General features: G+C 68.7%; 12 protein-coding genes. 4 read left to right on the forward strand and 8 right to left on the reverse strand.

Translation table 11 applies throughout. From position 1 onward, the window contains the following. Positions 1-62: 62 nt before the first annotated feature. Both hpf and G6N49_RS16330 read right to left on the reverse strand, forming a co-directional pair. A complete protein-coding gene (gene hpf, locus G6N49_RS16325; RefSeq protein ID WP_011558763.1) occupies positions 63-743 on the reverse strand; it encodes a ribosome hibernation-promoting factor, HPF/YfiA family in 681 nt (226 codons plus the stop codon). A 299-nt stretch (positions 744-1,042) separates the two neighbouring features. Then, entirely contained in the window at positions 1,043-1,657 is a 615-nt protein-coding gene (locus G6N49_RS16330; RefSeq protein ID WP_011855027.1) for a ComF family protein, read from the reverse strand. Between the two features lie 82 nt (positions 1,658-1,739). On the opposite strand from G6N49_RS16330, the gene G6N49_RS16335 reads away from it, so the two are divergent. After that, entirely contained in the window at positions 1,740-3,056 is a 1,317-nt protein-coding gene (locus tag G6N49_RS16335; RefSeq protein ID WP_011855026.1) for a DUF2252 domain-containing protein, read from the forward strand. A gap of 8 nt (positions 3,057-3,064) precedes the next feature. On the opposite strand, the gene lpqB is transcribed toward G6N49_RS16335, so the two are convergent. From lpqB to G6N49_RS16355, 4 genes are read right to left on the reverse strand one after another with little or no spacing between them, the layout of a single operon-like run. Beyond that, on the reverse strand, positions 3,065-4,828 hold the full coding sequence (gene lpqB, locus G6N49_RS16340; RefSeq protein WP_011855025.1) for an MtrAB system accessory lipoprotein LpqB: 1,764 nt from the start codon (positions 4,826-4,828) through the stop codon (positions 3,065-3,067). Continuing rightward, entirely contained in the window at positions 4,825-6,483 is a 1,659-nt protein-coding gene (mtrB, locus tag G6N49_RS16345; RefSeq protein WP_011855024.1) for an MtrAB system histidine kinase MtrB, read from the reverse strand. The genes lpqB and mtrB overlap by 4 nt, the downstream gene beginning before the upstream one ends. Positions 6,484-6,532: 49 nt before the next feature. Then, positions 6,533-7,219: a two-component system response regulator MtrA gene (gene mtrA, locus G6N49_RS16350; protein WP_011558758.1), complete on the reverse strand. Its 687-nt coding sequence runs from the start codon at positions 7,217-7,219 to the stop codon at positions 6,533-6,535. Positions 7,220-7,277: 58 nt separating this feature from the next. Continuing rightward, entirely contained in the window at positions 7,278-7,910 is a 633-nt protein-coding gene (locus G6N49_RS16355; RefSeq protein WP_041925251.1) for a dTMP kinase, read from the reverse strand. Positions 7,911-8,131: 221 nt separating this feature from the next. On the opposite strand from G6N49_RS16355, the gene G6N49_RS16360 reads away from it, so the two are divergent. The 3 genes from G6N49_RS16360 to G6N49_RS16370 are packed head-to-tail and all read left to right on the forward strand — an operon-like array spanning position 8,132 to position 12,338. Continuing rightward, positions 8,132-8,884: a WXG100 family type VII secretion target gene (locus tag G6N49_RS16360; protein WP_011855022.1), complete on the forward strand. Its 753-nt coding sequence runs from the start codon at positions 8,132-8,134 to the stop codon at positions 8,882-8,884. Beyond that, positions 8,881-9,168 (forward strand): WXG100 family type VII secretion target, encoded by a 288-nt coding sequence (locus tag G6N49_RS16365; RefSeq protein ID WP_011855021.1) that lies wholly within the window; start codon positions 8,881-8,883, stop codon positions 9,166-9,168. Before G6N49_RS16360 ends, G6N49_RS16365 begins: the two co-directional genes overlap by 4 nt. Further along, positions 9,159-12,338, forward strand: a complete 3,180-nt coding sequence (locus G6N49_RS16370; protein WP_011855020.1) for a glycohydrolase toxin TNT-related protein — start codon at positions 9,159-9,161, stop codon at positions 12,336-12,338. Before G6N49_RS16365 ends, G6N49_RS16370 begins: the two co-directional genes overlap by 10 nt. Positions 12,339-13,035: 697 nt before the next feature. Here the strand turns inward: G6N49_RS16370 and G6N49_RS16375 are convergent. Then, positions 13,036-14,067, reverse strand: a complete 1,032-nt coding sequence (locus G6N49_RS16375) for a tetratricopeptide repeat protein (RefSeq protein WP_083044671.1) — start codon at positions 14,065-14,067, stop codon at positions 13,036-13,038. Between the two features lie 65 nt (positions 14,068-14,132). Continuing rightward, on the reverse strand, positions 14,133-14,954 hold the full coding sequence (locus G6N49_RS16380) for a GAF domain-containing protein (RefSeq protein WP_083044672.1): 822 nt from the start codon (positions 14,952-14,954) through the stop codon (positions 14,133-14,135). Between the last annotated feature and the right edge of the window lie 22 nt (positions 14,955-14,976).

The following is a 14,976-nucleotide window of genomic DNA, read 5'->3' on the forward strand; positions in this document are numbered from 1 at the left end:
GCGACGAACCCCGCGACGGCACGGCGTCGCGGGGCTGTCGGCGGGCGGTCAGATGGGCCGGATCAGGCCAGCCGGATCAACCCGTAGTCGTAGGCGTGCCTGCGGTACACGACGGTGGCCTTGTCGGTCTCCTTGTCGTGGAACAGGAAGAAGTCGTGGCCGACGAGTTCCATCTGCGACAGCGCATCGTCCACGGTCATCGGCGTGGCGGGATGGTCCTTGACGCGGACGATGCGCCCCGGTTCGTGATCGTCCAGCGTGAGGCCGTCGGGCAGGCCGGTGTCCTCGGCGGGCGCCGGGGTCTCCTGTTCGATCGCCGCGGTCGCCGCGGTGGCCTCGGCCACCGACACCGGACGCTTGTCCCCGTAGTGGATCTTGCGGCGGTCTTTGCTGCGGCGCAGCCGGTTCTCGAGTTTGCTCACCGCCGCCTCGAAGGCGGCGTAGAAACTGTCCGCGCAGGCCTCCCCCCGGACCACGGGACCACGTCCGCGCGCGGTGATCTCCACGTGCTGGCAGTTCTTGCGCTGGCGACGGTTCTTTTCGTGGTCGAGCTCGACGTCGAAGAGGTAGATGGTGCGGTCGAACCGTTCCAGCCGCGTGAGCTTCTCGGCGACGTAGGTTCGGAAGTGATCGGGAATCTCGACGTTGCGGCCCTTGACCACCACCTCGGCATTGGGCGCCTCCGCGGGGGGCTCGCCCTCGATCACCATCGTGCGGTCGGTTTCGGTGGAATGCGTTGACATACTTGGCAACTCGTTTCTCTTTCGCGTCGCACGCACGGCGCGTGCCCGGGGTTGTCACGAAACGCGCCGGCAGGAGTCGCATGTCTCAGAAATCTGCCGCAGCCCACCGGCGCAAGGTGTCGACTGTCACCTCCTACCGTTGTGCGGCGAAGTGGCGCCTCGTTCCGGGCGCCTGCCGTGAATTCACGGGTGGTTAAGGCCGACGGTAGTCGTTGTTCACCCGGTCGGCCAGTGCTTGGTGAGACTGTTTCGAGTTCTTCACGATCGTTTGACATTTCGGCGATCGCCCACCCCGCCCATCAGGCGTTGGCGAGGGTGAGTACGGCCAGCACGCCGGCGCCAGCCGTTTGCAGCACACGCACCGATTCCGTCGCGGTGGCACCGGTGGTGATGATGTCGTCGACGAGCACCACGGACCCGGCGACGGGCCGGACGAGCCTGATCCGGTTGGCGACGTTGCGCTGCCGGTCGGGCATGGACAGGCCGACCGAATCCCGGGTGAGCGCCCTGGAGCGCAGTGCCTGCACGACGTCGGGCGAGGCGGCGCGCGCGATCCTGGTCACCGGGTCGCCGCCACGGCGCCGGGCCGCGATACGGCGGGTAGGGGCCGGGACGAGGGTGACAGGCCGGTCGAGGATGCCCCAGGCACCGAGGTGTGCGAGACCGTCGCGCAGGGCGAGCGCCAGCGGGGCGATCAGATCGGTGCGGCCGCGTTCCTTCAGCCCGAGGATCGCGCGCCGCCGCGGGCCGGCGTAGCGGCCCAGGGAGAACACCGGTACACCCGGATCGAGGCGTGGGCTGACCAGATGTGGTTCGTCGGCCCGGACGGTCAGCGCCGCGGCGCACGGCTCACACCACCGCGACGACGGCCGGCCGCATCCGCCGCATTCGAGCGGGAGGACGAGGTCGAGCATGGTGGCAGTGTCGGCGCAGGGTGTGACAGCCGCAATCGTGCAGTCCGGTGCGCCGATCGCCCGTCCGGCGTTGGATGTACCCATGGCGGACGAGAAGCGACAGTCGGAGATCGTCAATTGCCTGGAGCAGGCCTTCAAGGAACTGATGGACGCCGACCCGGACGCGTTCCGCACCAAGTTCCGCAAGATGGCGGCCGAACCGTTCGCGTTCTACCGGGGCAGCGCCTGCCTGTTCTACGCCGACGTCGCCGCCGCCGAGGACCGCTGGGCCGACGAGCGCACCAGCCGGGTCTGGATCCAGGGCGACCTGCATGCGGAGAACTTCGGCACCTACATGGACGGCGCAGGGAAGCTGATCTTCGACGTCAACGACTTCGACGAGGCCTATGTCGGCCACTTCACCTGGGACCTCAAGCGGTTCGCCGCGAGCGTCGCCCTGATGTGCTGGCAGAAGGCCCTCTCCGACGGTGAGATCACCAATCTGATCGAGACGTTCGCGCGCGCCTACCTCGAGCAGGTGCAGTGGTTCCGGCAGGTCGACGACGACTCGTCGTTCTCGCTCAACCTCGACACCGCGCGCGGTGCGGTGCTGTCCGCCCTGCAGTCGGCGCTCCTGTCCACCCGCTCGGAGATGCTCGACCGGATGACCAAGGTCGACAACTCAGAACGCACGTTCCGCGACGGCGCCGGGGTCCGCCGACTCGACGACGCCGAGCGGGCGAAGGTGCAGGACGCCTTCGACCGCTACCTCACCACGATCCCGGAGGCCAAGCGATTCCACGGCATCGCCTATGACATCAAGGACGTGGTCGGCAAGGCCGGCCACGGCATCGGCAGCGCTGGGCTGCCGACCTACACGATCCTCATCGAGGGGTTCAACCAGGCGCTGGACAACGACGTGGTGCTGTCGATGAAACAGGGCAACGTCGCCGCCCCGAGCCGGGTCGTCGGCGACCACGCCGTCCACGACTACTTCAAACACCACGGGCACCGCACTGCGGTGTCACAACGCGCCCTGCAGGCGCATGCCGACCCGCTGCTCGGCTACACCGACATCGACGGCGTGGGCTTCGTGGTCAGCGAGCTATCCCCCTACGAGTCGGATCTGGAATGGGACGAGCTGACCGAGCCGGACGAACTGGGCGAGGTGATCACGCAGCTCGGTCGGGCGGTGGCCAAGGTGCACTGCGTCGGCGACAGCGACAGCGACCAGTCGCTGGTGCAGTTCCAGACCGAGGACGCAATCATGACGGCCATCGGCGAGCGTGCCGACGAGTTCGTCGCCGACATCGTTGAGTTCGGCCTGGACTACGCGGCGCAGGTCCGCGACGACCACCGGCTGTTCGTCGACGCCTTCCGCGAGGGACGCATCCCCGGGGTCACCTCGACGCTGCGCTGAAGGGGTGCTCAGCCCGGGAGCACGGGGATCGTGCCTGCGACCATCAGCGGACGCACCTCGGTCCAGGTGGGGTCACCCTCGGCGGTCGACGGCGACAGCTGGACCACCCCGCGCGCGTCGGCGACGTACACCGTCGACGGGTTGGCCGCCACCGTGGTCACCGGCATCGCGAGGTTGCGGCTCGGCCCGTCGGAGTTCACGCCGTCGAGGTTGACATAGGACACCGGATGCTGGGGATCCTTGCGGCTGACCACGATGTCGTCGCCGGTGCGCCACCCCAGGGACACCACCGTCTCGCCCAGCCCGAAGCCGAGGCGCCGCGGATACGTCAGGGCGTACTGCCCGCCCTCGGTCTGCTCCACCGACGCGAGAATGACCTGCCCGCCGATCACCATCGCCGCTCGCGTGCCGTCGCGGGACAGCTGCAGTTCGGTGATGGGGCCGGGGAACTTCAGCGCCACCGGCCCGGCGTCGACCGGAATCCGCGCCGGGGCACCCGATGCGTCCTGGATCACCCGCACGACGTTAGCGCCGTCGACCACCACCCACACCGCGTCGTCGAGGGACCAACTGGGCCGTGACAGGCTCTTGCCCTCCAACGCCTGCGCCGCGCGTCCTCCCAGGGGGCCGATCCACAGGGTCGACTGCATATCGGGCGCACCGGACCGCAGCACCACCACCGAGGCGGCGTCCTGACCGCTGCGCGATATCGCCGCGGACGCCTGGTTGGGCGCCTGACCGAACGATCCCGCCACCCGCGGGGCCCGCTGGCCGTCCAGCGACACCAGCGAGCCATTCATCAGCGCGTGCAGACCGGCGGCGGCACCGGCGAACGCACCCGGATCGGTGGCGGCCACGTCGGAGGACTCCCACCCGTCGGTGAACCGGTCGTCGAGCGGGGCGCCGTCGGCGTTGATCACGTAGGGCCCGTTGATGCCGGCCCGGTTGAGGGTCCAGATGATCTGCGCGGCCAGCAGTTGCCTGCTGTGCGGATCGGTCGTCGAGAGGTTCTCCAGATCGATGCGCGCGCCTCCGTACCCGCGCCCCACGCCGGTCTTGCCGCCGTCGGCGCGGGTCACCGGTCCGCGCAGGGTCAGCGGCGCCCCGAGCAGGTTGCGCACCGTGTTGGCCATCTCTGGTCGCGGCCCGGCGATCAGCTTGGACACGAGCTCGGTGGCCAACTGGTCGGAGTCCGACACCGCGACATAGCGAGGGTCGGGGACGACGGTGGTGCCGGTCGGGTCGACGAAGTAGAGCGTGTTGCGTTTGTAGGTGGACTGGAATTGCTGCCAGTCGAGGAAGACACCGTTGGGCAGCCGGTCGATGCGCCATCCGTCGGTGGTCTTCACCAGTTCGATCGGGCCGGGATCGGGTAACGCGCCCTCACCGGTTTCGAAGACGCCCATATCCGAGAGCGAACCGAGGATGTCGGCGCGCATCGTCACCGAGACCCGCTCGGGCTCACGGGTTTCGACGAACACCACGCGGTCGATCAGCAGGGCGCTGCCCGCGTCGTCCCAGGATTGCGACGCCGACTCGGTGAGGAACTGACGCGCCGCGAGGTGCCGGTTCGCGGGATCCGCGGTGGCCTTGAGGAATTCGCGCAGCAGCACGTCCGGATCCATGCCGGGTGTCGGTTTGGGCAGGCTCGGCGGTGCGGGCCGCTCGACGGTTCCGATCGCCTGCGGGGCCGAGGAATTCGGCACTCCCGCACACCCCGATGCCGCGACCGCGAACACCAGCAGCCACACCACCGCCCACAAGCGGCTCACACCGTCTCCCCCGCCGGTTGCCGCTCACGCCCACCCCGGCGCGGGTTGCGGTCGGGCTGAACCGGTTTCAGCGGCAGCGGACTCGTCGTCACCTTGTGACCGCGGACCAGCGGCAGCGTCAGCCGGAAGCAGGCCCCGTTGCCGGGCTCCCCCCACGCCTCGAGCCGGCCCTGGTGCAGCCGGGCATCCTCGATGCTGATCGCCAGCCCGAGACCTGTTCCGCCGGAGCGGCGTACCCGGGACGGATCCGACCGCCAGAACCGGCTGAACACCAATTTCTCCTCGCCGGGCCGCAAGCCGACTCCGTAGTCGCGGACGGTGACGGCGACGGTGTCCTCGTCGGCGGCCATCCGGATCCGCACCGGCTTGTGTTCGGCGTGGTCGATCGCGTTGGCGATCAGATTGCGGAGAATGCGTTCCACCCGTCGCGGGTCCACCTCGGCGATGACCTCCTCGGCGGGCTGGTCGACGATCAACTCGATGTCCGCCTCCTGGGCGAGGTGCCCGACGTTGTCCAGGGCGCTGCGCACCGTGCTGCGCAGATCCACCGACTCCACCGACAGTTCGGCGACGCCGGCGTCGTGCCGGGAGATCTCGAGCAGATCGCTGAGCAGTGTCTCGAACCGGTCGAGTTCGCTGACCATCAACTCGGTCGAGCGCCGCAACGCGGGATCGAGATCGTCGCTGTGGTCGTGGATCAGGTCGGCGGCCATGCGGACCGTGGTCAACGGCGTGCGCAACTCGTGCGAGACGTCGGAGGTGAAGCGCCGCTGCAGGTTTCCGAACTCCTCGAGTTGGGTGATCTGGCGCTGCAGGCTCTCGGCCATGTCGTTGAAGGACACCGCCAGCCGGGCCATGTCGTCCTCGCCGCGCACCGGCATACGTTCGGACAGGTGTCCCTCGGCGAACCGCTCGGCGATCCGCGACGCCGACCGCACCGGCAGCACGATCTGCCGGGCGACGAGCAGCGCGATCGCGGCCAACAACCCCAGCAGGACGACGCCGCCGGTGGCCATGGTGCCGCGCACCAGCGAGATCGTCGACTCCTCGTTGTTCAGCGGGAAGATCAGGTACAGCTCGAGGTTGGTCACTTCCGACGACGTCGGGCTGCCGACGATCAGCGCCGGACCGGAGAAACCGTCGGCGTTGACGGTCGCGTACTGGTAGCTGACCTGTCCGGCTTTGACGAAGTCGCGCAACGCCTCCGGCACCTGGCTGACCGGCCCCGCGGCGGTCGCGGCACGCGGTCCGTCACCGGGGACGACGAGCACGGCGTCGTAGGCGCCCGCGGGTCCGCTGCCCGCATCGGCCTTGCGGTCGATCAGCGTGTTCCTCGCCAGCTGCAGACTGCTGTCGAGGGAGCGGGACTCCTCGCCGCCGACGATGCCGCCTACGGTGTTGCGGGCCTGTTCGATCTCCTCGGTCGCGGCCTTGACCTTGACCTCGAGGATGCGGTCGGTGATCTGGCTGGTCAGCACGAAGCCGAGCACGAGGATGACGGCGAGTGAGAGCCCCAGCGTCAGGCTGACCACCCGCACCTGCAGCGAGCGGCGCCACACCAGGCTCAGCGCCCGCCCGAGTGCGGTGAGGCCGCGGATCAGCGGTCCAGACCGCCAGAAGCCGCCCCGGATCCGCCGTCGTGCGCCCCAGATCACGACCGCCGCCGAGCGGTGAGGATCACGGCCACCGCGGAGCGGTGAATCGTCACGGAGGTCCGGCCTTGTATCCCACTCCTCGAACGGTCAACACCACCTGCGGGTTCTCCGGGTCCTTCTCGACCTTGGCCCGCAACCGCTGGACATGCACGTTCACCAAACGGGTGTCCGCGGGGTGACGGTATCCCCACACCTGTTCGAGCAGCACATCTCGAGTAAACACCTGGCGCGGTTTACGTGCCAGCGCCACCAACAGGTCGAACTCCAGCGGTGTCAGCGAAATCTGCTCACCCTGCCGGGTCACCTTGTGGGCGGGGACGTCGATCTCCACGTCGCCGATCGACAGCAACTCCGCGGGCTCGTCCTCGTTGCGGCGCAACCGGGCTCGCACGCGGGCGACGAGTTCCTTGGGTTTGAACGGCTTCATCACGTAGTCGTCGGCGCCGGATTCCAGGCCGAGGACGACGTCGACGGTGTCGGTCTTCGCGGTGAGCATCACGATGGGCACGCCGGAATCCGCGCGCAGCACCCGGCAGACGTCGATGCCGTTCATGCCGGGCAGCATCAGATCCAGCAACACCAGATCCGGGCGCAGTTCCCGCACGGCGCTGAGCGCCTGGGTGCCGTCGCCGACGACGGCGGTGTCGAATCCTTCCCCGCGCAGCACGATGGTGAGCATCTCGGCCAGCGAGGGATCGTCATCGACGACCAGAATCCTTTGCCTCATGGAGTCCATGGTGTCACCAGATCGCGATAAAACCCGGCTACCACGCAGGGCGTTTCTCCGGTTGACCTCAGGAAGCGGTCAATCCGTCGGCCAGCGCCGCCGCGTCGACGTCGGGTCCGGCCACGATCCAGCGTCCGCACCAGTCGGTTGCGGCCAGCGCTTTGTACACCTCGCCGGTGCGCCGCTGCAGACCGTCGTCACGCTCGTAGGCGTCGCGGGCGCGGTCGGCTTCCTGTTCGGCGCGGCGTTCGGCCCGTTCGGCGGCCAGCGCAGTCGGCACGTCGAGCAGGATCTGCCAGTCGGCGGCCGGTAGGCCCAGCCGGTCGTACTCGAGCGACCTCACCCACTCGACCGCCTCCCCGTCGGCGGACTGGTGCAGGCGTGCGGCGCTGTAGGCGGCGTTCGAGGCGACGTAGCGGTCCAGGATCACCACGTCGTAGGCGGCGGCGAGGTGTGCGATCTCGTCGCGAGCGTCGGCGCGGTCGAGTGCGAACAACACCGCCATCGCATAGACCGACTCGGCGAGGTCGCCGTGGCTGCCGTGGAGGGCTTCCGCCGCGAGGTCGGCGGTGACCGACCGGTGGTAACGCGGAAAGGCCAGCGTCGCGACCGACCGCCCAGCACCTTCGAAGGCGGCCCGCATGCCGGTGGTCAGGGTGCGCTTGCCTGCGCCGTCGACACCTTCGATCGCGATGAGCACGCGGTGAGCGTAACCGCGTCCGGCGGCCGGATCCGTCCCGGGCGCAAACTGGTGCATCGGACCGCCCTCGAACGCCGATAGGCTTTACCCGGCTGGTCGGGAGTTTGCTGGTGGGGGGCACTGCGTCCACTGCCGCTCGGCGCCCGTCCTCGTCACCGCACCGTCGCGGGATCATCGACATCTGAGTCGAGCCAACCGCCTAGTGACTGGAGGTTCGCCGAATGGGGCAATCGGTCGAAGTCGTCGTCTCCGAGCTGGTTTCGGCAGCGACGCGTCTGGCAGATACCGGGCAGCGCCTGCAGGACGGCCTGTCGGGGGTGGACCTGGAGGTCGGGCAGTTGCTCGGGTCCGGGTGGAAAGGCGGCGCGGCGACGGCCTTCGGGACCGAGTGGGACAAGTGGCACTCCGGGGCCGGGCAGGTCGTGCGTGGCCTGCAGACGATGTCGCAGTGGCTGACGGTGGCCGCCAAGGAGTACGCCAAGACCGACGAGCAGGCCGCCGGGGCGCTCGGGGCGTCGATGCAGGGTTCCGGCGGCTCGGGCACGCCGGCCGCGGGCGGCGGTTCCGGCGGCGGGGGCGCCGCCTGGCAGAGCGCGGGTGCTCAGCCCGGTGTCGGCGAGCTGGCCGCGCAGATGAACCTGACCGAACCGGCGAGCACGGCCCAACCGGCGGTGGCCGCGATGTCGCCACTGGGCCAGGCCCTTCCGGCCGTCGGCCAGGCGGTGCAGGGGACCGCCGGCCAATCGGTACAGGCGGCAGCCGGGGTGGCACAGCAGGCCGGCGGGTTGGCGCAACAGGTCGCGCAGCTTGTGCAACAGGCCACCGAGGCGGCAGAAGAGGACGCCGAGACGCGAGACGGCGACATGGCGCAATCCGCGGACGCGACGGGTTCCGCCGCACCGGTCCGGGGGCCGACGTCGGAGCCCTCCCCGAGCGCGCGTGCGCTCGCACCGTCGGTTGATCAGGAGCGATGACGATGCTGGTGGTGAGTTTCCCGCAGATGCAGTCGGCGATCGACCACATGAGGGAGTTCGAACGCGACGTGGCCGAATGCCTCGACGACGTCGAGCGGGCCATGACCGCGTTGCGTGCCACGTGGCACGGCGAGGCGTCGGATGCACAGGCGCAGGCCCAGCAGCAGTGGGAGGACGGTGCCGAGCAGATGAAGAAGGCGTTGGCACAACTGCAGACGATCGCCGACACCGCGCGCAGGAACTATGCCGACGCGGTCGCGAAGAACGGCCGGATGTGGGAGTAGCCGGCGCACCAGCGGGTGAGCGGATCGAGGTCGAACCGGACGCGCTGATCGGCGCGGGCAAGCAGATGGGTTCTCTCGGAACGCAACTCGGCATGCTCTCGGACGCGCTGGGTTCGGTGGTGTCGGCCGGGCTCGCGTCGGGAACCGATCCGGCCGGACTCGACTTCGGGCTGAAGTACGGCGATCAGGCACAGGAGTTCGCCAGCGCGCTGGCCGACGCGGCCAATGCCTTCAAATCGGTGGGCTTCATGCTCGAGGCGACCGGACACAACTACGCGAACGCCGACGCGGCGTCGACGGTCGGCGGACCGGGGCCGACGGGCGGTGTCGGCAGTCAGCCCAGTGAGACCGAGGCCGGCGACGCCGCTGCCGGGCCGAACTCGAATACGGTGTCCCCGCCGACCAAATGGCATCTGATCGTGCCGTTCCTCAATGTGTTGCCGGGCGGGATGTTCGCGGGCGCCGCGCTGACGTGGCCGTCGGGCAATTCGGGGATGATGCGGCTGACCGCTACGCAGTGGCGGAACCTGGGCCAGGGCCTGTCGATCTTCGACGACGCCGTCGCGCCGGTGAAATCCCTTGTGTCCGACCAACAGATCCCCGAGGGCGGGAAGATCGGCGAAGTCCTCGACAAGCTGGGGCAGGCCGTGTCGAACCTGTCGGATACGGCCTCGGGTCTCGCCCAGTCGATCGACGACTTCGCCGGCGGCGTGCAGGAAACCCAGGACGCCATCCGCCGGTTACTCGACAGAATCTCGCTGGGCGGCGCGTGGGACATGGTGAAGGGGGTCTTCACCGGCGAGGCCGACGACATCCTGCGAGAGGTCGCCCGCGATGTCGGCACGGTGCTGGAGAACTTCCAGAACCAGGTCAAGGGCTTGGTCGGCCTGTTGGAGGAACTCGCGTCCGCGATCGGCGATGCGGTGACATCGTTGCAGAACTGGGTGCGGCCCCACTTGGAGGAACTGCTCGGCGACGAGGTCGGCGGAGCCCTCGCCGACGCGTTCACGGTGTACACCGATTTCCAGGTGGGTCTGACCACGGGGTTGATCAATACCGTGGCGGGCACCGTCGCGATGGCCGACCCCGACACCTGGAAGGGCATGGCGGAAACCGTGATGACGGTGGCCAAGGACCCGTCGAAGCTGCCGGGCGTCCTGGCCGACATGGGTGCGGAGTTCATCGCATTGGACAAGTGGTCCGGTGATCACCCGGGCCGGGCCGCGGGTGAGGCCGCGTTCAACATCGGGTCGTTGTTCGTTCCCGGTGGCGCGCTGTCGAAGACGGGGACCTTGGCCAAGGGGCTGAGCGCCACGAGAGGACTGCTCGACAGCGGTCGGATTCCCGGGTTGCGTGGGCTCGGTTCGGGCCCCGGGACTCGGGGTGTGGACGGGGTGCCCGACCTCGACAACGTCGGCGCGGGACTTCCGGATGCACCGGAAGTCCGGCCGCCGGGGGTTCCCGAATCGCTGATCAGCCCGACGTCACCCAACGGTTTCGACACGCCGTCGAGCCCGCGGGGTCTCGACGGTCCCGCGGGTCCGCCGAATCCGCCGGGGCCGACGGGCACCCCCGGTGGTGGCGAGAGTTCGGCGGCCCGTGGCGGAGACGGGCCGCCCCCCGACCCGCCAGGTCGCACGGCCGGCCCGTCAGACGACGGACCCGGCCGAGCGGACGGACCGCCACCCCAGTCACCGGAGTCGCCGGGACCGGGTGCTGTCGACGCTCCGACCGGGAGTGAGCCCTCGGCACCGAATCACGCGCCTACACAAAACGATCCGCAATCACCTGTGGCGCAACACCCGCCCGAGTCGTCTGGTCCCCCACCGTCTCCCGACCACACACCCGGCGGTACAAGCCATCCCGATGCCGGCACGGCACCATCGCCGGGCGGGCACGCCGGTGACTCTGCGTCAGGACACGGCTCGTCGAACACCGTCGAGTCCAACGGGCAAGCGGGTGCGCGCCCGTCCGCGGATTCGCCCGCACTCCAAGCGCCTGCGGCGGACACTCACGACGGATACGACCGCACTACGGCGGACACGAATTCCGTTGCTCAGCCACCGCACACGTCAGTCGACTCCAGCCCGGGGCATCACGATCCAGGTTCCGGAACCCCGCCCGTGGGCATGGCCGGGGTCGCGCCGATGGCACCGCACGCCCCCGCGGCGGCGCACAGTCCGGAGACGTCCGCGCGCAGCCCCGAATCTCGAGTTCCTGACGCGCGGGCAGCGCATGGAGCATCGCCCGAGAACCCGCGAACACAACAGCCTTCGGCTGCGGGCCCGACGCCAGGGCTTTCGCCGACAGCGCCGGTGGGCGCGGCCACGGGAAATGGAACGAGTCCCGCCGCGGATGTCAGATCGGAGTCGCGCGCCCCCTCGCCAGAGGGCGATAGGTCGACGGCTCACCAACGGGATCCAGTAGGCCCACATGAACGACGAGAGCAGACTGCCTCCGCGGGTGCGCAGAGTACGAACACCGTGGAGAACCGTCGTATCGACAGTCCCGGACATTCTGATTCAAACGAAGTTCTCAGTGACAATGGCGGTTTGGCAGAGAGCCCGCGTGATTACGACTCGCACGGAAACACGGTTCCGACCGACCAGCTGACTCACCCGCAGGCAGGCCTACTGAACCAAGACCTACTCGAGGACGCGGCGTCCAACTCCACCCGGGTTAGCGACGCGTTGTCCCCGGGGGCGTCGAGCTCACATCCGGAGGTGCAGAAGTTGGTTCCTACGAATTACGATCCGCTGGGTGGGCTGGATGAGGATGTCTGGAAGCGGGAGTATTGGCCCAGCGGCAACCGTGACGCACATGGTAATCCAGACCTGGTCTGGCCGGATGCCCAAGCACATCCGCAAGGATTCAGCACGCCCGAAGCCCGGACTCCGACGGTCTTGAGTCCTGGCGAAACGTTTGATCGATTCGGTCCGGGGTTCGGTCAATTCGGCTCGCCGGTAGGGACCGCCTTCCCAGAGCGCGCGCTTCCACCGCACAGTCTTGAGGCTGGCTACCATCGCTACGAAGTCGTGCGACCCGTGCCTATCTGGCAAGGATCTATCGCACCGGCGATGGGACAGCCGGGCGGCGGGGTGCAGTATTACTTCACCCAACCCATAGTTGACTTGGTCAACGCGGGCTACTTGAGGGAGGTTCCGCTGTGAATCAGACCGAGCTCGCCCGAGCGCTCGAAACGATAGGAATATCTCGCCAGGTTCTGGCTCTCGGCGGGCATGCCGATTACTCGTGGTGTCTCGAGCAGTCAGACGATGGAATGTGGGAGGTGTATTGGTATGAGCGTGGAACCAAGAACCAGCTGGTCCGGCTAACTACCGAATCGGACGCCTGCTTCCAGCTGTTGGGGCGACTGACGTACAGCCAGCTTCTGGCAGGAGCGATCGGCCTGAAAGCATAATAGCTGCGGACCGCGGTCGCACCCTGCCGGCGAGGCGAACGAGACGTCTCTCGATCCTCTAGCCGGCCGACCACCGCGGCGCATCGGTTCAGAACGGAGCTCACCTCCGGGGTGGCCGAGCTGGATCAGTGGCCTGGTGAGGATGTGGTGCATCCACGGGAGACCGCGAATGCGCCGCACATACAACCGGGGATGACCTTGAACGTACAACCGTACGAGAGCGGACAGGGGAACTGATGGGTGAGCTGCCTGTGACCGGCGCAGTTGCGGAATACCGCGGGAAGCGATACCGGTGGCGTTCAGCGGGGACGACTGGGTGGCGTTGCGCGCGGACCCCGCGGACGTGCCAGACGCTTTCGAGTACGGCGAGTCATCGGTACTGCAGTCTCGACATGAGCCATGGGCGAAGGTGCGGAGATCGGCTCTCGAATGCGCGGCCGCGCACCTCACCACAGCCGCTCGCCGGTGAAGTACCCGACGATCGCGACCACGGGCAGCGAGAGCACCAGCACTGACGCCAGCACCGCTGTCGGCGTAATCGCGCCGAAAAGTGCTGTGGCCACGCCGAATACGACACCTGCGATCAACTGCATGATCCGCACGGCGAGTATCTGCCGCTCCCGCAACACACTTCGCAGCATCCGGCCCGGCACCTCACGCGCCATCCGGACGATCGGGACGAGCAACAGTGCGGCGCCGATGCCCGCGACGAGCCGTGGGACGACGGTGGGTTCGCCGTCCTCGTCCATCGTGAACGTCACGATCACCGCGAACCCCACGATCAGCACCAACCACGCCCACCGGCGCAGCAGCCCGGCGAGGACCTCGCCGACGTTCTGCCGCACCACCTCCCGGTACGACGGGTCGAGCCCCTCCACCCGGAGAAAGCCGCGCACCGCACTCCACCGCCTGCCGCGCGCGTGGTCGAGCAACGCGGAGCCGTGGATGGCCTCGGCGTCTGCCGGGTTCAGGCGCAACGCCGCCCGATAGTCGGCTTCGGCCGGTCCGTGCTGCTTGACGGCGACGGAGAGGTTCCCGCGCAGCACCAGGGAGTCGGCATCCGCCGGATTCAGCCGCAACGCCTCGTTGACCGCCGTCAACGCCTCGGCAGTCCGGCCTGTCGCCTCGAGCAGTCGCGCGTGACCGTAGTGCGCCTGGTGGCTGAGCGGATGCATCGCCACCGTCCGACCCGCCGTCCACAGCGCCTCGTCGAGTCGACCCTGCATCTCGAGCGCTCGGGCGTACACCCGCAGCGCGTGCTCGTTGTGGGGATCGCCCGACAGCGCGGCGTGCGCACTCGCGGCCGCCGCCGCCCAGTCCGACTGTCCGAGCTTTGCGCGCGCGTATGCCGTCAGCAGCCGTGGATGGTGCGGATCGGACGCGAGCGCAGTGCGTAGGATCTCCTCGGCGCGCGCATGATCACCTGCCGCAAGGCAGCTTTCGACCGCGTCCAGAACCCCTCCGGTGTCACCGGCCATCGCCCCAGCGCGCCCTTGCCCTAGATGCCGTCATCACTGACGAACTCTACGACACCTTCGCTGGGTTACGCCGAGACCGCCGCGCTGCCCGTCTCCGCGACGAGGGCCGCGGCGACCTCATGCACCGCGTCGACCAGCGTCGGCATGACCTCACTGTCGTACCACCGCAGCCACTGCGCGCACGAGTCGGCGTGGCCGTGCAGCATCTCCACGGCGAACGGGTCGATACGCGGCCGGCGCGTGTCGAACATGACCGTGACCGCGCCCCAGTTGCGGCCGTCCTCGTCGCACATCGGGATGGCGACTTCAGCCCGAACACCGGACTGGGCAAGCACTTCCATGTCGGTGAAGTTGTACAGCGGTGAGGCCGCGACATCATCGACACGCACCACCTCGCAGTGGGCCGTCGCATACGCGGCAGCCGAGCCCTCGTCCTCCACGTAGCCGAAATGGTGGCGGAACCGCTCGGCCAGACCGGTGTGGCTCTCGATGCACACCCCGCCGAACACGGCGTCGCGCAGCTGCACGGCGGCCGCGGGCGCGGAGAACAGCTCGACCGCGGCGGTGACCAGGTCGGCGAACACATCCGACCGCTTCGGCGCCCTACCGCGACCGCGCAGTGAGAACGACAGCGGCGGCGCACTCGTGACGCGCCGGGTGCCCGCTTCCGCGCCGGCGACCGCCGCCGACAGATGCCGCAGCTTGACGTCGTAGCGCCTCGAAACCGTCAGCAGTGCGCGAAAGGCCTTGTCGGCGTCGGTGATTCCGTGGTCCTCCTGCAGCCGGGCGACGGCGTTGCGTACGGCCACGTGCGAGATCAGATTGATCGGCGCGACGAGCGCCGACTCATTGAACGTCTGCTCGTCACCGATATGCACGTCGGCCATCCCGCGTCCTCTCCTCAGGCAA

The sequence above is a fragment of the Mycolicibacterium monacense genome (assembly GCF_010731575.1).
Taxonomy (GTDB): Bacteria; Actinomycetota; Actinomycetes; order Mycobacteriales; family Mycobacteriaceae; genus Mycobacterium; species Mycobacterium monacense.

What these genes read in the sequence shown, in the direction of transcription:
- hpf (WP_011558763.1), bottom strand. Translation starts at nt 743, where the DNA reads ATGTCAACGCATTCCACCGAAACCGACCGCACGATGGTGATCGAGGGC.
- G6N49_RS16330 (WP_011855027.1), bottom strand. Translation starts at nt 1,657, where the DNA reads ATGCTCGACCTCGTCCTCCCGCTCGAATGCGGCGGATGCGGCCGGCCG.
- G6N49_RS16335 (WP_011855026.1), top strand. Translation starts at nt 1,740, where the DNA reads ATGGCGGACGAGAAGCGACAGTCGGAGATCGTCAATTGCCTGGAGCAG.
- mtrA (WP_011558758.1), bottom strand. Translation starts at nt 7,219, where the DNA reads ATGGACTCCATGAGGCAAAGGATTCTGGTCGTCGATGACGATCCCTCG.
- G6N49_RS16360 (WP_011855022.1), top strand. Translation starts at nt 8,132, where the DNA reads ATGGGGCAATCGGTCGAAGTCGTCGTCTCCGAGCTGGTTTCGGCAGCG.
- G6N49_RS16365 (WP_011855021.1), top strand. Translation starts at nt 8,881, where the DNA reads ATGACGATGCTGGTGGTGAGTTTCCCGCAGATGCAGTCGGCGATCGAC.
- G6N49_RS16375 (WP_083044671.1), bottom strand. Translation starts at nt 14,067, where the DNA reads ATGGCCGGTGACACCGGAGGGGTTCTGGACGCGGTCGAAAGCTGCCTT.
- G6N49_RS16380 (WP_083044672.1), bottom strand. Translation starts at nt 14,954, where the DNA reads ATGGCCGACGTGCATATCGGTGACGAGCAGACGTTCAATGAGTCGGCG.